Source organism: Micromonospora sp. NPDC048930, from assembly GCF_043197935.1.
Taxonomy (GTDB): Bacteria; Actinomycetota; Actinomycetes; order Mycobacteriales; family Micromonosporaceae; genus Micromonospora.
In genome coordinates, this window is the sequence record NZ_JBICUB010000001.1 from 840370 (window position 1) to 865503 (window position 25134).

General features: G+C 71.1%; 25 protein-coding genes. 9 read left to right on the top strand and 16 right to left on the bottom strand.

What is annotated here, in order from left to right; translation table 11 throughout:
- Positions 1-61: 61 nt before the first annotated feature.
- Complete coding sequence (locus ACGFI9_RS03585; RefSeq protein ID WP_393174462.1) at positions 62-1447, bottom strand: FAD-dependent oxidoreductase; 1386 nt, start codon at positions 1445-1447, stop codon at positions 62-64.
- Between the two features lie 408 nt (positions 1448-1855).
- Here ACGFI9_RS03585 and ACGFI9_RS03590 point away from each other — a divergent pair, with 408 nt between their 5' ends.
- Positions 1856-2269 carry a RidA family protein gene (locus ACGFI9_RS03590; RefSeq protein WP_393174464.1) on the top strand — a complete coding sequence of 138 codons (414 nt, stop codon included), beginning with the start codon at positions 1856-1858 and terminating at the stop codon, positions 2267-2269.
- A gap of 35 nt (positions 2270-2304) precedes the next feature.
- Here ACGFI9_RS03590 and ACGFI9_RS03595 read toward each other — a convergent pair whose 3' ends face one another.
- Positions 2305-2715 (bottom strand): MarR family winged helix-turn-helix transcriptional regulator, encoded by a 411-nt coding sequence (locus tag ACGFI9_RS03595; protein ID WP_393174466.1) that lies wholly within the window; start codon positions 2713-2715, stop codon positions 2305-2307.
- An 88-nt stretch (positions 2716-2803) separates the two neighbouring features.
- Here ACGFI9_RS03595 and ACGFI9_RS03600 point away from each other — a divergent pair, with 88 nt between their 5' ends.
- Positions 2804-3745, top strand: a complete 942-nt coding sequence (locus ACGFI9_RS03600; protein ID WP_393174468.1) for an NAD-dependent epimerase/dehydratase family protein — start codon at positions 2804-2806, stop codon at positions 3743-3745.
- Positions 3746-3849: 104 nt separating this feature from the next.
- On the opposite strand, the gene ACGFI9_RS03605 is transcribed toward ACGFI9_RS03600, so the two are convergent.
- The 6 genes from ACGFI9_RS03605 to ACGFI9_RS03630 form a co-directional block, all read right to left on the bottom strand.
- Positions 3850-4179: an alpha/beta fold hydrolase gene (locus ACGFI9_RS03605; RefSeq protein ID WP_393174470.1), complete on the bottom strand. Its 330-nt coding sequence runs from the start codon at positions 4177-4179 to the stop codon at positions 3850-3852.
- Positions 4180-4313: 134 nt separating this feature from the next.
- Positions 4314-4622, bottom strand: coding sequence for a hypothetical protein (locus ACGFI9_RS03610; protein ID WP_393174472.1), 309 nt, complete (start codon positions 4620-4622; stop codon positions 4314-4316).
- Complete coding sequence (locus ACGFI9_RS03615; RefSeq protein ID WP_393174474.1) at positions 4619-4798, bottom strand: hypothetical protein; 180 nt, start codon at positions 4796-4798, stop codon at positions 4619-4621. Before ACGFI9_RS03615 ends, ACGFI9_RS03610 begins: the two co-directional genes overlap by 4 nt.
- Before the next feature lie 332 nt (positions 4799-5130).
- Complete coding sequence (locus ACGFI9_RS03620; protein WP_393174476.1) at positions 5131-6342, bottom strand: helix-turn-helix domain-containing protein; 1212 nt, start codon at positions 6340-6342, stop codon at positions 5131-5133.
- Positions 6343-6840: 498 nt separating this feature from the next.
- Positions 6841-7095 carry a VOC family protein gene (locus tag ACGFI9_RS03625; protein WP_387121109.1) on the bottom strand — a complete coding sequence of 85 codons (255 nt, stop codon included), beginning with the start codon at positions 7093-7095 and terminating at the stop codon, positions 6841-6843.
- 35 nt (positions 7096-7130) lie between these two features.
- Complete coding sequence (locus tag ACGFI9_RS03630; protein WP_313718972.1) at positions 7131-7799, bottom strand: HAD family hydrolase; 669 nt, start codon at positions 7797-7799, stop codon at positions 7131-7133.
- 151 nt (positions 7800-7950) lie between these two features.
- On the opposite strand from ACGFI9_RS03630, the gene ACGFI9_RS03635 reads away from it, so the two are divergent.
- Both ACGFI9_RS03635 and ACGFI9_RS03640 read left to right on the top strand, forming a co-directional pair.
- Positions 7951-8418: a tyrosine-type recombinase/integrase gene (locus ACGFI9_RS03635; RefSeq protein ID WP_393174478.1), complete on the top strand. Its 468-nt coding sequence runs from the start codon at positions 7951-7953 to the stop codon at positions 8416-8418.
- Between the two features lie 286 nt (positions 8419-8704).
- Positions 8705-9619 carry an IS5 family transposase gene (locus tag ACGFI9_RS03640; RefSeq protein ID WP_393174480.1) on the top strand — a complete coding sequence of 305 codons (915 nt, stop codon included), beginning with the start codon at positions 8705-8707 and terminating at the stop codon, positions 9617-9619.
- Positions 9620-10094: 475 nt separating this feature from the next.
- Here ACGFI9_RS03640 and ACGFI9_RS03645 read toward each other — a convergent pair whose 3' ends face one another.
- Positions 10095-10811 carry a hypothetical protein gene (locus tag ACGFI9_RS03645; protein ID WP_393174482.1) on the bottom strand — a complete coding sequence of 239 codons (717 nt, stop codon included), beginning with the start codon at positions 10809-10811 and terminating at the stop codon, positions 10095-10097.
- 265 nt (positions 10812-11076) lie between these two features.
- Between ACGFI9_RS03645 and ACGFI9_RS03650 the strand changes: the two genes are divergently transcribed.
- Complete coding sequence (locus ACGFI9_RS03650) at positions 11077-11982, top strand: hypothetical protein (protein WP_393174484.1); 906 nt, start codon at positions 11077-11079, stop codon at positions 11980-11982.
- Between the two features lie 225 nt (positions 11983-12207).
- On the opposite strand, the gene ACGFI9_RS03655 is transcribed toward ACGFI9_RS03650, so the two are convergent.
- The gene (locus tag ACGFI9_RS03655; protein ID WP_393174486.1) at positions 12208-13107 is read right to left on the bottom strand and encodes a LysR family transcriptional regulator; all 900 of its coding nucleotides are present in this window, start codon (positions 13105-13107) and stop codon (positions 12208-12210) included.
- 106 nt (positions 13108-13213) lie between these two features.
- Here ACGFI9_RS03655 and ACGFI9_RS03660 point away from each other — a divergent pair, with 106 nt between their 5' ends.
- A complete protein-coding gene (locus tag ACGFI9_RS03660; protein WP_393174488.1) occupies positions 13214-14161 on the top strand; it encodes a DMT family transporter in 948 nt (315 codons plus the stop codon).
- 69 nt (positions 14162-14230) lie between these two features.
- On the opposite strand, the gene ACGFI9_RS03665 is transcribed toward ACGFI9_RS03660, so the two are convergent.
- From ACGFI9_RS03665 to ACGFI9_RS03685, 5 genes are all read right to left on the bottom strand, one after another.
- The gene (locus ACGFI9_RS03665) at positions 14231-14644 is read right to left on the bottom strand and encodes a hypothetical protein (protein ID WP_393174490.1); all 414 of its coding nucleotides are present in this window, start codon (positions 14642-14644) and stop codon (positions 14231-14233) included.
- 222 nt (positions 14645-14866) lie between these two features.
- Complete coding sequence (locus ACGFI9_RS03670; RefSeq protein ID WP_393174492.1) at positions 14867-16243, bottom strand: transaminase; 1377 nt, start codon at positions 16241-16243, stop codon at positions 14867-14869.
- 97 nt (positions 16244-16340) lie between these two features.
- The gene (locus ACGFI9_RS03675; RefSeq protein ID WP_393174494.1) at positions 16341-17720 is read right to left on the bottom strand and encodes an FAD-dependent oxidoreductase; all 1380 of its coding nucleotides are present in this window, start codon (positions 17718-17720) and stop codon (positions 16341-16343) included.
- A 173-nt stretch (positions 17721-17893) separates the two neighbouring features.
- The gene (locus ACGFI9_RS03680) at positions 17894-18700 is read right to left on the bottom strand and encodes an alpha/beta fold hydrolase (protein WP_393174496.1); all 807 of its coding nucleotides are present in this window, start codon (positions 18698-18700) and stop codon (positions 17894-17896) included.
- Positions 18701-18744: 44 nt separating this feature from the next.
- On the bottom strand, positions 18745-20370 hold the full coding sequence (locus ACGFI9_RS03685) for an FAD-dependent monooxygenase (RefSeq protein WP_393174498.1): 1626 nt from the start codon (positions 20368-20370) through the stop codon (positions 18745-18747).
- Between the two features lie 245 nt (positions 20371-20615).
- Between ACGFI9_RS03685 and ACGFI9_RS03690 the strand changes: the two genes are divergently transcribed.
- Both ACGFI9_RS03690 and ACGFI9_RS03695 read left to right on the top strand, forming a co-directional pair.
- Complete coding sequence (locus tag ACGFI9_RS03690; RefSeq protein WP_393174500.1) at positions 20616-21233, top strand: hypothetical protein; 618 nt, start codon at positions 20616-20618, stop codon at positions 21231-21233.
- Positions 21234-21448: 215 nt separating this feature from the next.
- Positions 21449-22504: a CapA family protein gene (locus ACGFI9_RS03695; protein WP_393174502.1), complete on the top strand. Its 1056-nt coding sequence runs from the start codon at positions 21449-21451 to the stop codon at positions 22502-22504.
- Between the two features lie 193 nt (positions 22505-22697).
- Here the strand turns inward: ACGFI9_RS03695 and ACGFI9_RS03700 are convergent, their stop codons facing one another.
- Complete coding sequence (locus ACGFI9_RS03700; protein ID WP_393174504.1) at positions 22698-23885, bottom strand: low temperature requirement protein A; 1188 nt, start codon at positions 23883-23885, stop codon at positions 22698-22700.
- Positions 23886-24148: 263 nt separating this feature from the next.
- Between ACGFI9_RS03700 and ACGFI9_RS03705 the strand changes: the two genes are divergently transcribed.
- Complete coding sequence (locus ACGFI9_RS03705) at positions 24149-25009, top strand: TIGR03619 family F420-dependent LLM class oxidoreductase (protein ID WP_393174506.1); 861 nt, start codon at positions 24149-24151, stop codon at positions 25007-25009.
- Positions 25010-25134: the final 125 nt, after the last annotated feature.

Genomic DNA, 25134 nt, shown 5'->3' on the forward strand with positions numbered 1-25134 from the left:
CCGCGTCCTCCTGGATGCGACCCGGGTGGGCGGCCGTCCCGGTCCGCCCGTGCGGCCCGGCCTACCGGCTGACCAGTTCCTCGACCGGTGCCGCCAGCTCCGGACGGACCTGCTGAGGGGTGGCGCGCCGGCCGGACCAGAGCACCCGGGCGACGATCCCCGGCGCGAAGAGCGCCGGCGGCGGCGTCATCAGGTTTGCGACGCTCAGGAAGCGCCGCCCGACGACGGGGTGCCGGGTGGCGGCGGCGTGCAGCCGAGTGACGTACCCGTTGAGGAAGCGGGTCCGGCGGCTGCGCGGCCCGACGATCGTCGGGTGGCGCAGGTCGGCGCCGACGGCCATGTCCCATGGCACGTCCACCACCTTCGCCGCCGCCGCGAAGAAGCGGCGGGGCAGGTCCCGCCGGCCCTGCCGGAGGCAGTCGCGCAGCACCATCGCCTCGGCCGCGGCCACCGTCATGCCCTGCCCGTACGCCGGGTTGAAGCTGCACACCGCGTCGGCCACCGCGATGAAACCCTCCGGCAGGCGGGCGAGGTGCTCGTAGCGGCGACGCACGCTGGTGGGCAGCCGCATCCGCTTCGGCGGGCCGAGCGGCTCCGCCCGGCTCAGCAGCGCGTGCAGCTCGGGGGCGGGCAGCCGCCCGGCGAAGGCGAGGTAACCCTCGGGGTCGGTCGGCGGGGCCTGGTCCGGGCCGACGCCGAGCAGGGTGACCATCCACCGGTCGCCCTCCGCCGCGATGGCCACCCCGCCGTACGGGGCGGCCGGCGACGGGCTGCAGACGAAGGCGGCGAAGTCGGCCTGGCCCGGGACGCGGCGGTAGTCGCGGGAGACGTACACCGTGCGGGGATCCACCCGGTCCTCGGTGGGCGGCTGGTAGCCCAGCTCGGCGAGCCAGGTGGGGCCGCGGTTGCCGCGGCCGGTCGCGTCCACGACCAGGTCGGCGGCGTGCCGCTCCTCGCGACCTCCTCGGGGCAGGATCCGCGCGCCGGTGACCGTGCCGCCGTCGGGGTCGGCGAGCAGCCCCACCGCCTCGCACCGGTCCCGGATCTCCACGTTGGGCAGGGCACGGACCCGGTCCCGGACGTACGCCTCCAGGGCGCGCCGGCTGACGCAGAGCCCCTCCAGTCCGGAGGCGACCCGGGGGATGCGGTGGCCGTCGTTGACCCAGAGGCAGTCCCGCTGGATGTCGACGGGGACGGCGCCCTGGGCGGTGAGGTCGAGGGTCAGGCCGGGGAAGAGTTCCTCCAGGACCTGACGGCCGCGGGCCAGCAGGCCGTGCGAGTGCTCGCTCTGCGGCACACCCTTGCGGTCGGCGGCCTCCGCCGGCAACTCGTCCCGGTCGAAGACGGTCACCTTCGCGTACGACTCGCTCAGCACCCGCGCGGCGAGCAGCCCGCCGATGCTGCCGCCGAGGACAACGGCCTGCCCGGTCTCATTGGTGGTGGACACGGCTCACTCCCGTTTCATCAAATGGATGTCTACAGTGAGCGGCATGGCCGGCCGGTAGGGAAAGCAGAATGGCGGACGGCTAGCTGACAGTGAATTTCCCGTCAGCGTCACGCCCCTTTCCCGGCCGCCGGCCGACGCACTTCCATCCACCAAAGTGGCTGGTCAGGCCACATCTACGGCTTCACCAACCGGTGTAGTGACCGATGTCTCAGTCGGCTAGCGGTCAATCTTCGCCGGCCGTGGTATCCCCGAAAGGATGACGGGGCGACCTGACCGATCAGGCACCTCGGGAAAGCGATTGGCCGCGTTTCTCCGTGGCGCGGACCGACCTCGGGTCGACACCTGCCGGCTCCCGGACCGAGGATGCGCCGCGATCCCGTACGGGGGCGGTGCGGAAGAATCGCGGGCGTGATCAACGCCATCCACACCGAGAACGCCCCGTTCGCCCGCTTCCCGGACGGCACCGAGCCACCGTTGTCCCAGGCCGTCAGGGTCGACGGCCTCGTCTTCACGTCCGGACAGGGCCCACTGGACCCGGCCACGAACGCGATACCGGACGACTTCGCCGCCCAGGCGCGGCAGGTGCTGCACAACCTCGTCGCGGTCTTCGTCGCGGCGGGCAGCCGGAAGGACCTGATCGTCAAGTGCACCTGCTACCTCGGTGACCGGCGGGACTTCGCCACCTTCAACCGCGTGTACCAGGAGTTCTTCGCGGACAGTCCGGTGCTGCCGGCCCGGACGACGGTCGTCGCGCAACTCGTCCGCGAGGGCGTACGCGTCGAGATCGACGGTGTTGCCGCCGTCGACAGGTCCGAGCGGTAGCGAGTCGACCTCCGCCCACCCGTCGTGATCGGGTGTCAGCTCATCTGTTCGATGATCTTTTCGAGCGCGCTCGCGAGATGGCGGCGCTCGGCCTCGGTGAGCGTGGCGGTGGCTCGTTCGGCGAGCCGCCGTCGCGCCTCCTGGATCGGCTGCTGCGCGGCGCGTGCCTTCGCGGTCAGGTAGAGCCGGACGAGCCGGCCGTCGGTCGGGTCCGGGCGGCGTCGCAGCAGCCCCGCCGCCTCCATCCGGGTTGCCGTGTTCACCACGGTCGGTGTCGTCACGCCCATCCGGCTGGCCAGTTCGCCGGGCGTCAGGCCGTCCGTCTCCCACAGCACCTCGAGGACGAGGTTCTGCCCGATGCGGACCCCGTGCTGCCGCATCGCCTCGTCGGAGGCCGCGCGCAACAGCTTCTGGGCTCGCGTGAGCAGCCGGATCAGGTCGGTCACCACCTCATCCTACGGTTCGTTTGCCGGCTAACGATCGCCCGCGTTAGGATAATCGTTAGCCGGCTAGCGAGTTCCCCCTCTCAGGAAGATGATCGACATGATTCTGGTCACCGGCGGGCTCGGCTTCATCGGCTCGCACACCGCCCGCAGCCTGCTCGACCTCGGCGACGACGTCGTGCTCGGGCAGCGCCGCGCCGCAGGTGCCGATACGCCCGCAGCCGCGAAGATCGCGCGGATCGACTGCACCGACCTCGACAGCGTGCTGGCGGCGGGCAGGCGCCACCACATCACCGGCATCGTCCACCTCGCCGCGGCCGGCCTCGGCGACGGCTCGACCCTCGACAAGCTGTGGGCCGACGCCCGCTCCTGCTTCACCATCCTGCGGGCAGCCCGGGAGTGGAACGTGGACCGTGTCGTCCTCGCGAGCACGATCGGCGTCTACGGCGGCGTATCGCCCGCCGACGGCGTGCTGCGCGAGGACAGCCCGCTGCCGATCGCCAGCCTGCACGCCATTCCCGCCGCGAAGAAGGTCGCCGAGGTCGTCGCGGACGCCGTCGCCGCGTACGACGGGCTCGGCGTGATCGTCGCCCGCATCGGCGCGATCTGGGGACCGCTCGGCCGGCCGGCTTCCCCGTTCTTCGCCGCGCCGCAGCTCGTGCACGCCGTGGTCCGCGGAGCACCGGTGCCGGGCGCGTCCGCCCCGCACGCCGACGACGCGATCGACATGCTGTACGCACGGGACTGCGGCCGCGCCCTGGCGCTGCTCGCGACGTCGACCGCACTGCGCCACCGGACCTACAACGTCGGCAGCGGGACGCTCACCACGAACGGCGAGATCGCCGCGGCGATCTCCCGTATCGTGCCGGACGCCCCGGTGACGTTGGCCCCGGGCCGCAGCGACCACGCACCGGTTCGCGACGTGGTGCTGGACATCGAGCGGCTGCGCGCCGACACCGGCTTCGCGCCCGCGTACGACCTCGACGCCGCCGTCGCCGACTATGCGGCCTGGTTGCGCGAGCACGACCGGTGACCACCCACTCCCCCACCGCGCCGCAGGAAGGACCCGGACTGGTTGATCAGGGCAAGGCCCGCCGACAACAACCGGGCCCGACCGGGGCCCGGTGCGCAGGAGGGTCAGCGCGGCGGGCAGGCGAGGAACGTGTCGACGGCCGTGCGGAAGGCGGACGGGTCGTCGAGCCACGGGTGGTGGCCGGCGCCGGGCAGCACGGTCACCGTCACGTCGGCGAACCGGCCGGCTGCCTGGCGGACCAACTCGGCCGTCGGCCACAGGTCCCGTTCGCCGGCGAGCAGCAGGACCGGGGCGGCGAGCCGGGCCAGTCGGGCGTGCAGCGCGACGACGTCCGGCTGGTAGCCGGCGTTGCAGGCCTGGCTCACCGGCAAGGACCGCTGGGCGGTGTCGGCGGCGGCGTGCGCCCGGGCGGCGTCGTCCCAGCGGCCGTACATCAACGGCTGACACGCGAGCCGCTGCCGTTACGCCTCGGCGTACGTGGTGGTGGCGCGTCCGATACTGGGATCGAACCAGTGACCTCTTCGGTGTGAACTCTCGGCGAGCGGGTCGGATCGGGCCCGATGCGAGGTCAAACGGCCTGCTGGCGCGCTTCTCGGCCCGGTTCGGCTGGCACGGTTGCTGCACTTCGCGGCTGTACTGCTGGCATGGGCTGCTCGGCCGCCCCGGTCCAGCCGAAGAAGCGGCGGTGCAACACGCCGGCCGGCGTCCACGGCATGTCCTCGGTCGCCTGGACGAGATAGGAGCCGAGGTAGAGGGCCAGCGACACCGGAGCGTCGGCATACTCCGCCCGCAACTCCTGCTTGCGGGTGGGGCAGGGCCAGGGCAGGTCGCAGCCTCCGCAGCTCCAAATCGGCATGACCGGGCCGTGGGCGGTCACCACACACCCCCCAGGAACCGAGCGGTGATCGTCCGAGCCTGCCGGCTGGTCGCCCAGTCCACCTGCCAGCACGGATACGGAGTCAGCTGCGACCACCACACCCGGCAGCCGACGCACATGCCGTCGATCCCTCGGACGTGCACCGCGAGGATCGCCTGCTCCTGCCCGCTACTCACTGCTCACCCTCCTGCGGCCAGTGGCCACGATTGATCGGAATCCGGTGCCGGGCACGGCATGGCAGGTCTGCACAGCGGCAGATGCGCCGCCAGAGCCGCCACGACCACACCGGCCGATGCCTGCGGACGAGAGTCAGCGCGACGGCCGAGAGGGATTCGTCATACGAGACGCGCCGCACGTACCCTCCCTCGTCGGTCACGAGGGCGGCCTCCTGCCCTCGAAGCTGAGAGGGACGCGGCGACCAGGCGATTCCCGCACCGCCCGCCGCATCCCGTGAGCAAGAAGCTACGGTCGGTTGCAGAGTGGAATGGGTATGGTTCGTACCCCTAGATCAGGAGAGGAGCCCGACCTTCACCGCGAGGTCGCGGGCGTCGTCGCGGGTGGAACGCGGGCCATCGAGCAAGTCCAAGGTGATCTGGCGGGCGTACCCGTTGAAGCGGATCGTCTCCGGGGCCGACTCGTAAGCCTGGCGGAGGATCGTCACGGCCGCCTCCTTGTCGTCCTTGCCGTAGTGCGCCCGCGCGACCTCGATGAGATGGCGTGCCCGGCGCGGCCTCGACGGGATCGCCGCCGAATCATGACGACGTGCCTGCCGCACCGCCTCACCGGACTTCTGCAACTCCACCGCCACCGTCACCGCATGAGCGCCCATGATGACCCGGGAGAACGATGTCTGCGGCTGATAGAAGCCCTGCGGCAGGCGCTGCGCCACTCGGTCCGCGCGATCCCAGTACCGCCAGGCCCGGCCTTCCTCACCAGCACGAGCGGCGGTGTAGGCCGCCTCGAAGTTCAGCGCACCCCACAGCGCCAACAGGTTCGTGCTCCCGTCGGCCGCGCGCGACTCCAGCGCGGACAGGACGTCCAGGGTCACCGCCATCGCGGTGTCCCAGTCCCCAGCGTCCCGATGCACCTGACACAGGAACCACCCCGCGCACGCCACGGCCTCCGGGTCGCCGGACTCCCGCGCCGCCACCATCGCCCGGTCCGCGACGCGCCACAACAGCTCGGCGGCGGGTTGGTAAGCAAGGAACATCTGCGTCAGCCCGAGAGTCTCCGCCAACAGGGCCTGCGCCTGCCGGCGCTCGTCACCCTCGTACGCCAACGCGGCGCGCTGTACGTCGCGCAGCAGCCCCGGCAACAACCCGCCCAGCACCGTACGGTGATCGGACGCCTGATGGCGTGCCCGCCATGCCACCGCAAGCCGCTCCCTCAAGCTCGTCAACGACTCCGCGGAAGCCTCGTCGGAGAGTACGAAGCGGTTCACGGCGTCCCGTACCGACGCAAGCGCCGGATGCTCCGGTCCGTTGACCATGGCAGACCGGTCGCTCAGCTCCCCGGCCAAGGCAGACACGTCGACCTTGAGCGCCCGCGCGATGCGATCCAGCATGTGAATGCGCGGCGGCAGGATTCGGTCGGTCTCCACCGCCTTGACCCACTCGGCGCTCCGGCCCACCAACCCACCAAGCACCGCGCGAGTCTTCCCGGACCGCTCCCGGTAGACCTTCAACCGCTGCCCGAAGGTCAGTTCCGGCAAGGAATCCATCCCGAACCTCCTCGTAGCGCGGGATGCACCATCGGCACCCGGGGCCGTCGTCCCACCAACGCTACCGAGCAGCCCGCGCCCTCATAACCCCACGCACAGGCTTGGCCAAATCGAGAGCGGCAGGAGGTTCCCTAGACCCCTCGCTTGTAAGTTCTGGGCGCTCCGTCCGGCGTGGTCCGCCCTCGTCCGCGACCTCGGACGACCGTCTGGGGCCGGCGGGCAACGGTCCCCTCAGTCCGGGTCAGTTGCTGTCAGCGCTGCTGTCGACAGCTTCGCCCGACCTCCTCAGACCTCCACCAGCCGGTGTCGTGGCTGGCCTCAGCCTTCGCCGTATTGATCTTCGATCGCCTACAGGATCCCCTGTAGCGGTATAGATTGTTCAACTTGAACGGGCCTGCTTCGATTGTCCGGTCTCGGGACCTGCGTGACACATCGGTATCAGGACCTGCGTGACGCTGTCGACGGCTACGGCTTGGCCAGCTGCCCGGCCGAACGGGCCTAAAGGACGTCGAACTCGTTGCCCTCTGGGTCGGCCATCGTCACATGGTCAGGGGCACCGTCCGGTGCGTCGACCCGGAGTACGGTCCCGCCTGCTGCCACCAGTTTGTCGACGATCGCCTGGACCCGCGGCCAGCGCACCTCCAACGGCTCGTGCCGGCCGCCGCCGACGTGGATATCGAAGTGCATCCGGTTCTTGACTGCCTTCGGCTCGACTTCATGCTGGAAGAATCGGAGATCTTTCCCGAAGCGCATTGGGCAACCTCGACAAACCAGGAACCGAACCGGCTTCAGATTCCGGCCAACGCCAGCACCTGATCGAACCCGCGAAGCTGGGCTGGCGAACTCACCATCGGCAGCACCAGGGCCGGTATGCCGACGGCCACGGAACCGCCGTCGCATCCGGGATGGTCGCCAACCATCAACGTTCGATCTGGCTGTGCCGCCAGGGCTTCGACTGCGGTGCGCCAGATCCGTACATCGGGTTTGACGAAGCCGACCTCGTAGGAAAGAACGAATGCATCGATGTAGCGGTCAAGCCCGTGCCTCGCAAAGCAGATGCGAATGTCCCAGCCCACGTTGCTGACCACGCCAAGGCGAATACCGCGGGCACTCAGCGCGGCGAGAGTGGACGCCGTGTCCGCGTACGGCGCCAGCGCTTCGGCGCGCGTTTCGTGCAGGGCTCGCGCAAACGGCAAGTCCACCCCACGGATTTGCTGCAGGACAGCCAGAATCGCCCGGTCCCACACCTGTGGGTCCAAGTCCCGGGCGATGTGAGCAGGGTCCGTAGCCGTCGTCCGCAGCAACTCAGCGAAATCCGAGGCGATGCGCTCCGCCTCACCGGCGGCCACCTCCCGGCCGATCAAGGCCGCCGCGCTGCCGACCCAGCGGTTGGGGTCCCTGGCGAACAGGGTCCAAGCGAAATCGAACAGGACGGTTGTCACGGGTTTCGAAGGCACCAGGTCACCCTAGATCAGCGGGACGATTGACATGGGCCATGATGCTCCTGACTGCGCTCGACGCAGAACAGGTCGAGTTGCCCTCCGGGCCGGCCTTGGTCACCCGACCGGGGCCGCTGGATACCGGCAGTCCCTAGGTGGAAACCGATTCTTGGTTCGTCACACCGCCATCGGTCAGACCGTGCAGCGGGCCGGCGGGAAGCTTCGCCTGCAAGACACCAAGACTGAGGAGTCAGACAGCGTCCTTCCGCTGCCCGACTGGACCTGGCTCGTGCTGCTCGATCATCAAGAACGGCAGCGCGTGGAGTGTGAGCGGCTGGCGGAGGTGTGGCAGGACCACGGCCTGGTCTTCCCCTCCGAGGTCGGCACCCCCATGGAGCCGCGCAACCTGAACCGGCACTTCGCCGCCCTTCGGGAAGCGGCCGGCTGTCCCGATGTCCGGCTGCACGATCTACGGCACACGGTCGTGTCCCTGCTCATGGAGCTGGGCGTCCCGCCGCACGTCGTTCAGGCCATCGCCCGGCACGCCGATGTGAAGATCACTCTCAAGATCTACTCGCACGCCAACCTTGATGTCATGCGGCAGGCGCTCGGGAAGCTCGACGGACGGCTCTCGTAGCCGCTACTGCTGTCACCGTTGCTGTCACCGCCCCGGGGAGTGATCTTCTCGGGGCGGTTTTCGCTGGTGGTGTGTGGTGGGCGCGGCAGGTTTCGAACCTGCGACCCCTCGCTTGTAAGTTCTGGGCGCCTCGTCCGGCGGGGTCCATCCACATCCGCGACCTCGGGCGGCTGTCTGGGCCTAGGCAGTGTCTCGAAGTCGGGTGCGGCGTGTCGGTGATCGATAGATAGCGAGGTCTCCGGTAGAGGGTTCATCGACCAAGAAGAACCTGGATACCGGAGACCTCGTGGCCACCATAGCGGTGACGAGGCGGCACGACCTGACCGACGCCCAGTGGAGGGTGTTGGAGTCGCTGCTGCCTGCGGGTAAGCGGCCGGGCCGACCGTCGCAATGGAGCAAGCGGCAGCTCATTGACGGCATCCGGTGGCGGGTGCGTGTCGGTGCGCCGTGGCGGGACGTGCCGCCGTGTTACGGCTCCTGGCAAGCGATCTACGCGCTGTTCCGGCGTTGGCAGCGGGCCGGGGTCTGGCAGCAGATCGTCACCACGTTGCAGGCCCGCGCGGACGCGGCCGGGTTGATCACGTGGGATGTCAGCGTCGATTCGACCATCGCTCGAGCCCATCAGCATTCCGCGGGCGCACGTCGGTGTTCGCAGCAGCAGCTCGAGCCGCCCGGCGGAGTTCACACCGAGCCAGCCGACCACGCTCTCGGCCGCTCCCGTGGCGGGTGGACCACAAAACTGCACCTGGCCTGCGAGCAGGGCGGCAAACCGCTGTCGATGCTGCTGACCGCCGGGCACCGCGGTGACAGCCCACAGTTCCCCGCCGTGCTGGCCGGTATCCGCGTGCCCCGCCTCGGCGTTGGTCGTCCCCGCGTGCGACCCGACCGCGTGATCGCTGATCGTGCCTACACCTCCCGCGGCAACCGGACCTACCTGCGCCGCCGCGGGATACAGGCCTGCATCCCGAGCAAGGTCGACCAGGACGCCCACCGGCGGGCCAAGGGCTCCGCCGGCGGCCGGCCACCTGCCTTCGACCCCGAGGTCTACCGGCAGCGCCACTCCGTCGAGTGCGGCATCAACCGACTCAAACGCCACCGCAGCATGGCCACCAGGTACGACAAGCTCGCCGTCCGCTACGAAGCCACCATCCACGTCACCGCCATCAACGAATGGCTACACGCACTTCGAGACACTGCCTAGCCGTCGACGGCTGCCCTCGTCTGGGTCCGTTGCTAATGAGAGCGTTGCTGTCGACAGCCTCCTCTCGCCGCGACCCGGGCACGCCGTTCCATTCGCCACCCAACGAACCCGTAGGCCAGGAGAGGAAACGCGACCAAGAGGAAGCCGCCGCTAGCAGCGAGCAGCCACGGCAGGGCCCGGTCCCACTCTGCCCGGTCGGCGACCGGGTCACCCCACGGTGGTTGGGGCTCCAGGAGCGCGGGAGCACAGCACCCGACCACGGCAGCTGAGACAAGCATCAGGGTGCCGGCGATCAGCGCGCAGCGCGGCCGAGACATGATCCGATGCTCGCAGAATCCGGCGTACAGTTCGACTCGTCCGTCGCCCACCAGGCCAGCTGGTGTCACATGGCGGCTGGCCTGGCGTTTCTTCGGGTAATGCCGGTCGTCGCCGGTCATCCTTCGTCAGCGCTTGACGGCCCACCGGGTGGGTGGCCTCAGAAGAAGTGGTACCACTGGCCGGGCATGGGCCTGATGGCTTCGGCAAGGTCCTGCTCGGTACGTCCGCAGACCCACACGGCGGCATGGCCTTGCAGGGAAACGAGCACATCCGGGCCCCCGTACCAGTGCACCCTGCCCGCCGGGTCGTCTTCGTCGACTGGCACAGGCGGTAGCTCCAACGCGGCGTACTGCCCGGTGAGCCGCGCCGCGAGGGCATCGTCGTAGTCGCCCATCGCCAAGTACATGCCCTTACCGACCACTGTCTCGTACAGCACCAGCTCGACGGCAGCGAGAGAGAACCGGTCGAGGTAGCGGATCCATCCCTGCTCGTCCGTTCGCACCATCACCGGCGGATCGTCCAGGTGCAGGTCCGCCAAGCGGATACCCCAGTGGAAAGTGCCCTGCCCTGCCACTCGAAAGACGAGCATGTGCGGGCCGTAAGGACTCCAGAAGTCCAGCTGGTCCAGCCGGCGCATCCCGTGTTCGTTACGGGTCAGGTCGTCTCGCCGCCCGAACAACGCGTACGCCGCGTGCACCGCAGCCGGCAGCGGGACGAGCAACCGTTGTTCGACAGCGGCGATGGCAGCGCGTCTCTCCCCGTCGCCTGGTGCTAGAGGCTCACGCCAAGCCGCGGCGAACCTCCGGATAAACGTCCAACATCCGTCACGGTCACCCAACGCCTCGGATTCCGCGGCCGGATCGAAGATCCCCATCGGCGCAGCGTAGGGGAAGGAGGCGTCATATGTTGAAGCGGAACTTAGACGGGCGATCGCGTGACCTGCGGCGGCGTAGGCCCCTCCTACGGTCAGCCGGCGGCCGGGACCACTCGCTTGTAAGGCGCTTCCTGCAAAGCTGGCGCTGTCCGCTGACGTCACCGGGTACGGGCCGGAGGCGACACCCGTTCGCACTCATCCGGCTTCGGCCGCCATGGTTGATGTCGACGACTGGGCTCTGTGCTGCTGGTGGTAGAACCGCCGCATGGATCGACAGACCGACCCGTTGGCTGGGCTCGACCAGGTCCCGTGGGAGTCGTTGCACCACGCGTATGGGCCGGCCGTCGACGTACAGGACCAGTTGCGGGCGTTGCGCTCGGCAGAGGCGCCGGTCCGGCGCCGGGCGTTGTCCGAGCTGTTCGGCAACGTCTACCACCAGGGCACGCGGTGGCGGGCGAGCTGTCACGTGGTGCCGTTCCTGGTGGCGCTCGCTGACGACCCGGACACCCCGGATAGAGCAGCGGTGGCAGACCTGCTCCGTTCGGTCGTGGTCGGCGACCGGCGCGACGATGATCTGCCGTTCGACCCGCAGCGGACCTTCGCCGCCGCCGACGGGGTCACCGACGAGCAGGCGGCGCTGGTAGAGCGGCATCTGGAGGCCGAAGACCTGTCCGAGCACGAGGAAGCAGCGGGGCTGGCCGACAGCGTGGCGGTCCGCTGGGAGGCCGACGCCTACCAGGCCGGAGCCCGGCACACCGACCGGTACGTCCACTGGCTCACCGATCCCGACCCGCAGCTGGCCGGATACGCCGCCGAGTTACTCGCCTGGTTCGCACCGGATGAGGCGGCGCTGGCCGGGCTCATCGCGGTCCCACACGACAAGGCCCACACCGCCACCCGGGCCAGCGCCAACCTGACCCTCGGCCACTGCCCGGTCGGCTCGGAGCGGATTGACGCCTGCCTCCGCAGGCTGCTGTCCGCGAACGCTGGGATCGTCCCGGTCACCGCGGCGGTGGGACTGGCGTACCGGCTCGGCGACCAGCTACCCGACCTGGCCCTTGACGTCCTCACCGACGCCCGCAGCTCGGACTTCGATGCCGACGTACCCGGCTGGGACCGATCGGTGCGCGGGTTCGTGGCCCTCGCACTGCACCGGCTCGGTCTCGGCTGACTTGCCCCTGCGACACACGGTTCAGGAAGGGGCTGGCGCTTGAGCTGCGCCAGGCCGGGCTGGTCGCGACGACACGTCGCGGCCGGGGGGCGCTGCACCTGCGTACGCTGCGGGCTGCCGTCCTGCTCGGCGCCGAACCGACCGCGCCCTGACGAGGCGCGGCCCACCTGCTGTGGGTTCCCCATCCGAGGCGGCGCTTCGGGATCAGCCGACCCGCGGGGACCGTCAGTCGCGCCGCCGATCCGCCGCGTCCCGCAGCGCGGCTAGCAGGCCACGCAGCGCCGGCTGCTCCAGCCCGGTTTCCCGGACCACCGCGTGGATCTGCCGGACCGGCCGCGGGTTGCGGATCTCGCGTACGGCCACCTCGGGGTGAGGGCTGTCCAGCGCGATCCGCGGGATCACGCTGACGCCGAGCCCGGCAGCGACGAACCCCTGGGCGGTCGGGTAGTCGTCCGACTCCACCGCGATCCTCGGACTGAAGCCGGCGGCCCCGCAGGCGGTCAGGACGGCCTGCAGGCAGGGCCCGGCCGGCTCGCTGCTGACCCAGGGCTCCTCGGCGAGGTCGGCCAGGTCGACGACCGTCTTCGCGGCGAGCGGGTGACGGTCGGGCAGGACGGCCAGATAGGGATCGTCGAGCAGGTGCACGAGGTGGAGGCCGTCCCGGACCGGCAGGCTCGGACCGACGAGGATGGCCAGGTCCGCGCGCCCCTGCTCGACCTCCGGCAGCGGATCGTCGGGATCGAGCAGCTTGAGGTCGACGCGGACGTCGGGATGCTCGCGGCGAAACCGGGCCAGCGCCGGGGGGATCAGGGCGGCGCCCGCGGTGGCGAAGTACCGCACGCTCAGCCGTCCGGTGCGCCCCGCGCGTAGTTCGGCCAGCGCCGCCTCGGCCTCGGCGAGGTTCCGGCCGATGATGTCGGCATGCTCGGTCAGGAGCCGGCCTGCGGCGGTGGGGCGTACGCCACGGCCGATCCGCTCCAGCAGCGCGACACCCGCCTGCCGCTCCAGCGCCGCGACCTGCTGGCTGACGGCGGACGGGGTGTAGCCCAGGTGGGCTGCCGCCGCGGTGACCGAGCCACTGGTGACCACCGCGCGGAGGACCTGGAGGCGCCGCACGTCGAGCATGTAGCTCAGCTTAACAGTAGTGTCGAACCTTTTGCTTTTCCTGTCGGGTGCGGCCGGGCACGCTCGAGCTGTCCCCACGTCGACAACACGCTTGGACGAGAGACCGATGATCAGCAGCGCCTCGCGGAACCTGCTCAGGATGGCCGTTCTGGCCCTGCTCTGGGGCTCGACCTTTCTCTGGATCGCCGTGGCCCTGGACGGGTTCTCGCCCGCCCAGGTCACCTTCGCCCGGTGCGGCCTGGGCGCCGCGGCGCTGCTGCTGGCGCTCCGGTTGTCCGGCAACCGCCTGCCGCGCGACCGGAAGACCTGGACGCACCTGGTGGTGGCGGCCTTCTTCTGCAATGCCCTGCCGTTCGCCCTGTTCAGCCTCGGCCAACGGACCGTCGACTCGGGGACGGCCGGGGTGTTGAATGCCACGACGCCCTTGTGGTCGCTGCTGCTCGGCCTCGCGATCGGCACCGACCGTGGTGTACGTCCGGCTCGCCTCGGCGGGCTCCTGCTCGGCTTTGCCGGAGTTGCGACGATCTTCGCGCCGTGGCGCGACGCCGGCCCGTTCGGCGGCGACGCCCTGGCCATCCTCGGCGCGGCAGCGAGCTACGCCGTCGCCTTCGCCTACATGGGGCGCACGTTGGCGGGACGCGGCGTCCCGACGATCGTGCTGTCCAGCGCCCAACTGCTCGCCGCCACCGGGTGGAGCGCGCTGTTCCTCCCGGTCGGTGGCCTGCACCTGCCGCGTGTGTCGTCGGCCTCGGTCATCGCCCTCGTCGTCCTGGCGGTCTGCTGCACGGCGATCACCTTCCACCTCACCTACAGGATCATCACTCAGGAGGGCGCGACGAACGCCGCCACCGTCGGCTACCTGCTTCCGGTGATCTCGGTCGCGCTCGGCGCAGTCGTGCTCGGCGAGCAGGTCACGGTGCGGATGGCTGCCGGCATGGTGGTCGTGCTGGTGGCCGTCGGCATGACGCGCCGGCAACCGAAACGGGTCGCCTCAACGACCCCGACCGGCTCGGCAGGGTCACCGCGCCGGGTGCCGGTTCCGAGACGGCAATAGGTAATGGAGCCCCGTCAGGGGTTGGCCGGGGGTACGCGGCTGGAGCCACGTACCCCCAGCTCGGGGCCCTCAGCCGCAGTTGCCCCAGGTGTACCTGCCGGCGGCCGCCCACATCGTGCCGTACAGGACCTCGCCCTCGTACATGACACAGGTGTCCGCCGCGTAGCGCTGCTTCGCGGCGTAGTACTTGTAGTTGCCGGAGTCGGTGACCCAGGAAGCACCCTCCACCCGCAGGCTGGCGGCAACCCCGGTCTCCGATCCGATGGCCACCGCCTTGAGGGTGGCCACGCAGTTGTAGCCGGTCGCGCTGTTGTACATCAGGTAGACATCGCCCACCTTGGTGCTACCGGAGTAGATCGACCGGTGGCCGTCGGAGGCCTGGGCCCACGAGCCGCCGAAGTCGTTGTTGCAGGCTTGCGCTGCGGTGAACGGGTTCGTCGCGGCGCGGGCCGGCGACCCGAAGGTCGCCACCGCAACAGTCACCGAGAGAGTCGAGATCGCCAGTCGTCGCGCTAGGACGCGCACACAGTCCTCCAAAGCTCCGGCGCGAAGATCACGCGCCTGTCCGGCGCCATGATTCCACATCGGAGACAGCAACCAGCGCAGCGTCCTGGCCAGGATACGGACGCCCGAGGGTCCTCGCCTGCCACTCCTCCGGGCGGTGGTCCAGGCGGACCGGGCCCTGCCCCTGTCCCGGCGAGCCGCTCAGCGCAGCAGCTCGCCGAGCGCGTCGGCGAAGATCTCGTGATGCCGGGCGACGTCCTCGACGGTGGTCTGCGGGCACATCAACGCCATGTTGTGGAACGGGGTCATCAGGACGCCCCGGTTGATCAGGTAGACGTGCAGGTAGTCCTCCAGGTCGGGGTCGGCGCAGCCGGCGGACTCGGTCCCGGTGCGGGGAGCGGGCGCGGCGAAGCGGTACTCCACCCGCGCGCCGAGCTGGCTCACCGACCAGGGCAGTCCGTGTTCGTCGATGATCTTGCGGATGCCCTCGGCGAAGACGGTGGCCACGTCGATCATGCCGGCGAACGCGTCGTCGGTGAGCACCTCCTGCAGGGTGGCTCGGGTGGCCGCGATCGACACCGGGTTGCCGGCGAGGGTGCCGCCGACACCGCCCATGTCGACCAGGTCGAGGTCCGCCCGGCCGGTCAGCGCGGCGGCGAGGTCGGCGGAGAGGCCGTACGCACCGACCGGGACGCCGCCGCCGATGGCCTTGCCGATCGTGACCACGTCCGGGCTCAGGCCCCAGGCGGCTGTCGCACCGCCCGGGCCGGCGGAGAACGTGTGCGTCTCGTCGTTGATGAGGTAGGTCCCGTGCTGTCGGGTGAGCGCGCGGACCCCGTCGAGGTAGCCGGGTTCGGGCAGCACGATGCCGATGTTGGTCAGCGCCGGCTCCATCAGCACCGCGGCGACGTCGCCGTGGGCGAGTTCGCGGGCCAGGCCCTCGAGGTCGTTGAACTCGGCGACGCGGCTGGTCGTGGTCACGTCGCAGGGGGCGCCGACGTTGCCCTCGCGGCTGCGCGGGCGGCCGTCCGGACCGACCACGATCAGGGATTCGTCCACCGAGCCGTGGTAGCAGTAGCTGTTGACCAGGATGCGGGGGCGGCCGGTGACGGCGCGCAGCAGGCGGATCGCCCACCGGTTGGCGTCGGTGGCGGTCAGCGTGAAGCTCCAGGCGGGGAGGCCGAAGCGGCGGCTGAGCTCGGCCCCGACCGTGGCCGCCTCCTCGGTGGGCAGCATCGTGCTCGCTCCGCCGAGTTCGGCCAGTCGGCGGGTGACCGCGGCGACGACCGGAGCCGGGGAATGTCCCGCCATCGCCCCGGTGTCGCCGAGGCAGAAGTCGAGGTACTCGTTGCCGTCGATGTCGGTGAGCCTGGCCCCGCGGGCCCGGTCCACGTACACCGGAAAGCCCGCCGCGTTCTTGTTCATCCAGGTCATCGGCACCTTGCCGAACAGGTGGTTCGCGCGGGCGTACGCGGCGGCCGACCGGGGGTGCCGGTCGACGAACTCGGCCCGCTCCCGTTCGAGCAGCCCGGCAAGGCGGGTCCGGTCGACCCCGCTACCTTCGAAATCCGCAGGCATTGCGCGACAGTACCAACGGAATCTCCGTTGAACCAGTGGCTGGGCGACTGATTCCTACCCCCCCCCCGCTTCCCAGCTGACTCGAGATCCGGCCGCGTCACCGACGGACCGCACGATTGGCGCGCAGGGCACCGAGTATCACGCCGGGTGTGGCCAACGACCTCGGATGCGCGCGCATGGACACCACCTCGTTGAACCGCCGCGCGATGGTCACGTCCGTGACGGTCGCGGTGACGATCTGCCTGCTGACCCAGCTGGAGAACCGGTACCCGCGCGGGTAGGGACCCGGGACGTGTGGCAGGGCCAGGTCGGCGGAGGTCGACGTCGACCAGGCGGCGTCGACCACGACCTTCTGCAGGGCGAAGAACCGGCGGGCGGGCACGCCGAGATCCGGCTTCGATCGCAGGTACATCGACAGGCAGGCCGCGTGCAGGGCGGCCGACGTCATCCCCTGCCCGTACACCGGGTTGAACGACGCCACCGCGTCGCCGACGCTGACGAGCCCGGCCGGAAACCGCGGCAACGCGTGAAAGTCCCGCCGCCGGCTGTCGGCATGGCGGTAGGTCTGGACCTCGCCGAGCATCTCGTTCCCGGCCACCTCGCCGAACTCCGGCGGGAACTGGTCCCGCAGCCGTCGGACGAAGTCCTCGGCGGTGCTTCCCGGACGGTTCTCCCCGTAGCCGGCCATCATGGCCATCCACCGGCCACCCTCGACGGCGAAGTACGCGGCGCCGGCCACGTCCGACGAGGCCGCCGGGGTGTGCAGCGCCATCACGACGGGGAACTCCGGGTTCGTCTCACGGCGCCGGAACAGGGCCGTCGCGTAGTTCAGGTGCACCGTCATCCGCCGCATGACGGGCCGGTCCCAGCCGGCCCGCTCCAGCCAGTCGGACAGCCTGCTCGACCGGCCCATGGCGTCCACCACGAAATCACCGCTCTCGACGCCGTGCACCCCACCGACGTCGCAGCGGACCCCGACGGTCGCGGCGCCGTCGAACACGAGGCCGGTGGCGCGGGCGGTGACCGTCTTGACGTTCGGCAGTCGGAGCACCCGCTGACGGATCAACCCCTCCAGCAGCGGCCGGCTGCCCGCCAGGCTGTCCGCGTCGTCGGGTACGACGACCTTCAGGCGACCGTCGAGGTAGGTCCGCCGGGCCGCCGGTGGCGCCTCGATCGCGCCCTGGGCCAGGGCCTGCTCGCGGAATCCCGGGAACAGGTGCTCGAGGTGCAGGAGGCCGCCGGGCAGCAGGGCGTGCAGTTGCGTTCCCTGCGGCACGCCGGGGCGCTCGCCGGACACCTGCACATCGTCCCGATCGATGATGACGACGCTCGCCGCGTGGTCCGACAACACCCGGGCGGCGAGCAACCCGGCGACACTGCCGCCGATCACGATGGCCCTGCCGATGACCGGGGATGCCTCGTCGGGGGGTCGCACCGCGTTCAGCGCGGCGAAGACCCGGGCCGGAGAAGGGGACATCGCGCTCTCCAAGGGGTACGGGGCGAGGTGCCGTCCCGCATGCTGCCGGCCACGGCGCCGGCGGCCCGGCGGGCGGCGATCGGTACCCGACGATCGTTGCATAAGCGGACAACGGCATCGCGATCCTGCGCACCGGGCGTCAGCGCGCCGGTCGGGCTACGGACCCGGCCCGGTCAGGTCCCGAGGAAGCCGTCGGTCACCCGCGCGAACTCGTCGGGGTGCGTCCAGATGAGCGCGTGGTCGGCGCCGTCGATGACGACGAGTTCGGAACCAGCGATACCGTCATGGAGCATCTTCGCGTGGTGGATCGGGACCGCTCGATCGTCCGACGCGGCGATGACGAGCGTCGGACATGAGATCTGCGCCAGCCGGCTTCTGCTGTCGAACGCCATCGTCTCCTTCCAGGCGGACACCATCATCGTCCGGTCCTGGTCCGCCATGAGCCGGGCGAGCCAGTCGGCGCGTTCCCTGCCGAGCTGCGGCGTCGCCCGCGAGACGATCAACTTCGCCGTCAACCGCATGCCGAGGAGCCGGAGCACCAGTGGCAGCAGGTGGCCCTCAACCCGTTCCCGCCTGGTCGCCATGTTGAACTCGAAGGTGCAGGCGAGCACGAGGCGGTCGCATCGGTCGGGGAAGTCGAGCGCCAACTGTTGCGCGATCGCACCCCCCTGCGAATAGCCGAGCACGGCGGTGGAGTCGATGCCCAGACGGTCGAGCAGCCCGGACAGGTCGGCGGCGAGCTGCGTCGCCGCGTACGGCGGGGGAAGCCGGCGGCTCCGCCCGTGGCCACGCAGGTCCGGAACGATGACTCGACGCCGGGTGGCGAGCTGTTCCACCACCGGCTCGAACATCTCGCCGGTGACCATCAGCCCGTGCACCAGCAGGAGGGGAGGTCCCGATCCCCGCTCGCTGAAGTAGAGCGGATCCGGTCGTGCAGGGCTCATGGCAGTCTCCCGGCCTTCCGCGCGGTCCCGCAGCACTCGACCTGTTGGATCCCGGCGGGAAGCGGCCGGCCGCGGCCCGGCTACCCGTCGAACCACCGGCCGAGGTAGCCCAGCAGGCCGCGCAGGTCGGTGCCGCCGGCCCGGTAGCCGACGTGACCGTCGGGACGGATCAGATACTGCCCGCTGGCGCCGCGGGCCAGGCCAAGTCGACGCAGCGCCGGGACGGCGGCGCGGGAGACCTCCGACGAGGACCCGGGGTCGGCCAGACGGTGCACCGTCACGGGATACCGGTCCAGGGCGGCGGTGGCGGCGGTCGGCCAGTCGCCGGGTGGCCCGCACAGCAGCAGGTGCCAGCCCGGCGCGGCCGTGAGCCGGTGCAGCGTGGGCCCGTCGCCGCCGCTCTGCAGGGGTACGTCGGGAAGCCGGTCGCCGGCCCGAGGCCCGCGGCGTGGCGCGTCGGGGCCCTGGACGGACAGCGGGCTGTGCGGGTAGGCGATGGCCAGTTGCGCCACGGTCCGGAAGGCGGCGGAGCGGACGAACCTGGGTGCCAGCACGAAGGGCAGCACCGCCGGGGCGATCCGGGTCCGGGCGAACCGCACGAGCGGGTTGGTGGAGGTGGCGACGGTGAACGCGCGGTCGGTGAAGCGCAGCACCATGCGGCCCACCGGTGCCCGTTCCGTCTCGTAGGTGTCCAGCAGATCGGGGTCGGTGTGGCCGTGCAGTACGTGGGCGAGCTTCCATCCGAGGTTCACCGCGTCCTGGATGCCGGTGTTCATGCCCTGCCCGCCCGCCGGGCTGTGGATGTGCGCGGCGTCGCCGGCCAGGAAGACCGGGCCGCGACGGTAGCGGGTGGCCGCGCGGTGGTGCAGCCGGAAGTTGGTCATCCACACCGGCCGGTGCAGCCGTACCGTCGCACCGGTGTAGGCGTCGGCCAGCGCCTGCACCTCGGCGAGGCTGACCGGCGCGTCGGGTGGTGTCCGGTCGGCGGGCGGCCGCATCGCCAGCAGCCGCCAGCTGGCCGGGTGACCGAGGGGAAAGAAGAGCAGCATGCCCTGGCCGGACAGAAAGACGTGCGCGGACCCACCCTCGACGCCGTCGGCCTCCAGGTCGGCCAGGACGAAGGTCTGCGGGTAGGCGGCGCCCTCGAACTCGATGCCGGTCAGGCGGCGGACGGTGCTGTGTGCGCCGTCGCAGCCCACCACGTACCGGGCCGGCACGGACTCCTCGCGGCCGTCGGCGTGCCGCAGGGTGGCCACCGCCCGGTCATCGGCCCGGTCCAGCCCGATCAGCGTGACGCCGCGCTCCACGCCGAGCCCTCCCGCCGCCAGGTGCTCCCCCAGGATCCGCTCGGTCTCCGCCTGCGACAGGAGCAGCAGGTACGGGTACGCGGTGTCCGGCAGCCCGAGGTCGAACAGCCGCAGCGAGCGTGCCCGGCCGCGTGCGTGCAGGCACAGCCGCAGCGCGGGGTTGCCGGCGGCCACCATCTCGCCCGTGACGCCGCTGCCCGCGAGCACCTCCAGCGTGCGGGGCTGGATCCCCAGCGCTCGCGATTCGTGGACGCGGTCCGCGGCACGGTCGATCAGGCGAACCCGCACCCCAAAGGCGGCCAGCTGTCCGGCCAGCGCCAGCCCGGTCGGCCCCGCGCCGACCACCAGGACCTCCGGCCCGTACGGGCGGGCAAAGGCGGCGTCGCGCTCATCGACCATGTGGACTCCCCCGGCTCGTCGGCCGTACCTCGACGGGGCGTGCAGCACGATTGTGCCCCGACCTCGGAGTCGCGAGCCGTCAGATGGACGTGGTCGTTCCCCGCAGGTCGTCTACCACAGCCTGCCGGCCTCCGGCGGAAGAACTCGATTCCGCCAATCGGCATCCACCGTCCGTGGTTACCTGGCTCCGGGTCGCGCCCCACTTCGCAAGCTATTAACAGGAAATGCACCATTTGGGGGACAAGTTGACCAAACCATCATTCACCCGCCTAGCGGGGGCCGCCATGCTGGCCACCGTGATCGGCCTGGGTTCTGCCGCACCGGCGTGGGCCGACGCGACGATCAACATCGATCCGGCGGACACCGGCACGACGGCGGCCGGGTTCGGCACCCACGTGTGCGACCCGAACCTCGGTGGCGGGCCCTTCCAGGCCGAGGACGTCTGGGTGTTCGCCCTGCCGGCTGCCCAGCAGCAGGGCACCTTCACCTCACTGACCATCGAGTTCGCCACGGAGGGTGGCCCCGTCACGGAGACCATCACGACGACGCCCGCCGCTGACCGCGCGATCGTCGGCGACAAGGCGTGGATCAGGACGCCGGCCGGCCTGACCGCGACCGGTGAGCTGGTGAATCCGTTCGCCCTCACCAACGCCACGGCGGTGATCACGGGCACCGACGGCACATTCGATCTGGCGCAGACCTGCCCGGCGTCGGCGGGCGCGACACCAAGCCCGAGCCTGCCGGTGACCGGCGCGGCAATCTCCGGTCCGACGCTCGGCAAGCTCGCGGCGCTGGGCGGCAGTCTCACCGTGGTCGGCCTCGTCCTGCTGCTCGCGCAACGGCGTCGTCGCTTCGTCACCTGACCTGAGCCGGTTCATCCGTCCGCCGGGGCGCCGCCCCGGCCGGGCCGGGTCGGCCGTCATCCAGGACTGGATCCGCCGCTGGCCGGCGCCCGAGGGTTCGGGTGCCGGCCACGGCTGTCGTCCGGGCGGCTCGCCCCGACGTCACCCGGGCCCGGCCGAGGGCAATCCTGGCCAACCAGGCCCGGGGTCGGGCGGGCTTCCGTACGCTGCGCTGAGTGAAATGGGCCCGATCCTTCGTCGCGCTGGCGGCGACCCTGACCGTCACGGCGTGCGATGCCGCCCGGACGGCGCCTGCCGGTGCGCCCACCCGCTCCGCCCCTGCCGCGTCCCCTTCGCCGCCCGCCGAGATCACCTTGGCCTTCGCGGGCGACGTGCACTTCGCCGGCCGTACGGCGGATCTGCTGGACGACCCGGCGACCGCGTTCGGGGCGATCTCGTCGACCCTGTCGGCGGCGGACCTGGCGATGGTCAACCTGGAAACGGCGGTCACCACCGGCGGGGCTCCCGAGCCGAAGGAGTTCCATTTCCGGGCGCCGGCACGGGCGTACGACGCGGTGAAGGCCGCCGGCGTCGACGTCGTGTCGATCGCCAACAACCACGCGCTGGACTACGGGCGGACGGGGCTGGCCGACACCGTGGCGGCGGCCAGGGCGGCCGGGGTGCCGGCCGTCGGGGCGGGCGCCGACGCGGCGGCGGCGTACCGGCCGTGGATCACCGAGATCCGCCGTACCAGGATCGCCGTCCTCGGCTTCAGCCAGGTCGCCGAGCTGTGGTCGGAATGGAGGGCCACCGACAGCCAGGCCGGCATCGCGATGACCCGGGACCTGCCGCGGGCCGTCGCCGCGGTGCGCGACGCCCGGCGCCAGGCCGACGTGGTCGTGGTCTACGTGCACTGGGGCACGGAGGGCGAGGCCTGTCCGCCTGCCGAGGCTCGCGCGTTCGCGACCGAGATGGCCGAGGCGGGTGCGACCATGGTGGTCGGCACCCACGCCCACCTGTTGCTCGGCGACGGGTGGCTCGGCAAGACCTTCGTCCAGTACGGGCTCGGCAACTTCGTGTGGTGGCGTGACGACGCCTACAGCAACGACACCGGGATACTGCGGGTGACCCTCCACGGCCCGGCGATCTCGAAGACGGAATTCGTACCCGCGACGATCTCCCGACGCACCGGTCGACCCGAACCCGCCGACCGGGAGAACGCGGCCCGGATCCGCCAGGAGTACGCGGGCCTGCGCGCCTGCACCGAACTCGCCGCGAGTCCCGCCCCGTAGTCGCGCGGGTGTCGTCGGGTGAGCGGGCCAGGAATGCCCGATGACGTGGTGGAACTGCGGATACACGGGGCGCCCACCGGCGGAGCGGTGAGTGGGGAGCTCCGCCGCCCCGGTCGGGCCTGACCGCGGACGCCGCCGGTCCCGTTGGCCCTCTCCGCGCGACACCGGGCCGGACACGCCTGGCCGTCGCCGGTCACCCTGGTACGCCCGGCGGCGACGGCGGCTCAGCCGGGCGCCGCCGGGCGCGGGCCGTGTCGGAGAGGGCGACGCCGGCGAGTACGGCCGCGGCGGCGACGCCGGACAGCAGCGGCGGCACGTGGCGCATCACGGGGGCCAGGGCGGCCAACGCGAGCAGCCCGATCGGCCGTCCCGGGGACACGTGGGCGAAGACCGTGTACTCGAAAGCGGCCCGCCCGGCGAGGAACAGCGCGGGGCCGCCGAGCATGACCGCGACCCAGGCCGGCGTGCCGTGCCCGAGTGGATGGGCGATGACGAGCTCGGCGCCGACGGCGGTGAACACGATGCCGGCCACCATGGCCAGGTGGGTGTACGACACGGATCGGGCCAGGCGGGCACGGTCTGCGGCCGCCGCGATGGCAGGCGAGAGCAACTCGCCCGCGCGGTAGATGTAGATCCGCCACAGCAGCACGGTGATGGCGATCGACGTGATGAAGGCCGCGGCGCGATGCGCCGCGAAACCGGTGTCGCGGAGCGTCAGTCCGGTCACCAGGATCAACTCGCCGAGCGCGATGATGAAGAACTGTCGATACCGTTCGGCCAGATGCTCGGCCACGCTCGGTAGCTGCGCCGTGGGCGTACGGCCTATCCCCGGGGTGGGGTGACGGAACACGTATGCGGCGTAGTCGAGCACCACAGCCACCGCCCACAACGTCCCCCGCGCCGTACCGTGGGCGAACGCCCCCGCGATCCACGGCAGCGCGGACACCCCGAACCAGAACAGCCCCCGCAGGCTGCTGCGGCGGAGCTCGTGGCCCCGCAGAGCGATCACCAGGAAGAGGTCGCGGCCGACGTGGACGGCAACGTACGCGCCCGCGAAGATCAGACCTTGCTCGCCGAACGCATCGGGCAACGCGACCGCCATGACCAGGGCGCCGATCATGATCGCGATGGCCAGCACCTGGATCGCCGGCCGCTGCGGGTCGAACAACTCGGTTATCCAGGCCGTGGTGAACCACACCCACCAGACGGCCAGCAACAGCACCAACGCCTGGAAGGCGCCGCTCCACGCGAGATCCTGGAGCAGGGCGTACGACAGCTGTGCGAGTGCGAAGACAAAGGCCAGATCGAAGAACAGTTCCAGGTAGGTCGCCCGGGGATCGCCCGGCCTGCGCAACAGTCCGCTCGCCCTGCTGCTCGTCATAACCTCGCCAGTTCTGCCGGATTTGTGCCAGGGCTGAAGCAGTCATATCACGCCGGCACGCCGCCCGACGTCAGCCGGAAGGAACCGGCAAGGGAACGCGCTCGCCCATGGCTGACCACGGTGCACCGGCCGTGGCCGGCGGGCGGGGTCGCCGTGCCACGTTGCCTTGACGCCGGTGAGAACGTTTAGCGTGGCGCGCGGGAGGTCGGGCACGGCCGACTCGGCGCGGCCAGGCCGGTGCCGCCACGGAACGGAGGCACGGCATGAGGTTCGCGATCAGCTACGGCACCCCCTCGTTCGGCGTCGAGCCCGACCGCATGGTCGCTTACGCGCAGCACGCCGAGGCGTGCGGCTTCGAGGCGCTGTACATGCCGGAGCACGTCGTGCTCTACCCCGGTGCGGCGGTCGGTTCGATGGAGCTGCCGCCGTCGCTGCCGTACGTCGATCCCCTCGACGCGCTGGGCTTCGTCGCGGCGTCCACGAGCCGGATCCTGCTGGGCACCGGCGTGCTGCTGCTGCCGTACCACCACCCGGTCGTTCTCGCGAAGCGCCTCGCCACCGTCGACGTGCTGTCCCGCGGGCGGATGCGGCTGCTCACCGTGGGGTTGGGCAGCCTACCCGGCGAGGCGCGGGCCGTGGGCGTCGACTTCACGTCCCGTGGCCGGCGCGCCGACGAGGCGATCGACGTGCTGCGGCTGCTCTGGGCCGGCGGCGAGGACGGGGTGAGCTTCCACGGCGAGTTCTTCGACTTCGACGACCTGTGCAGTTTCCCGAAGCCGTACGGCGTGCCCACGCTGCCGATCCACGTCGGCGGATCCAGCCGGGCCGCCGCGCGCCGGGCCGGGCGCCGCGGCGACGGCTACTTTCCCGGCGGCATGCTCAGCCCGCAGGAGCGCGCCGCCCAGCTCGACCTGGCCCGTTCGACGGCCAGTGCGGCCGGCCGCGACCCGGGCCGGCTCGAGTACACGAGATGGGGTTCGATCGAGATGACGGCAGAACGGGTCGAGGCGCTCGCCGCGGAGGGCGTGACCCGGGTCGTGGTGAGCGCCACCTCGACCGACCCCGCCGAGCAGCGCGACCAGATGTCCGCCTTCGCCGAGCGGTTCGGGCTGGTGACGCCGTGATTCATCGGCCGAGAACCGACCTGAGCAGGGCCTGCGGGTGGGAGGCTTGCGCTGCCTCGACTTCGCCACGCGAGCTGCGGCCCGCCCTGCTTGAGCTCGGCTGACCGGCGCGGGCAGACTGGTGG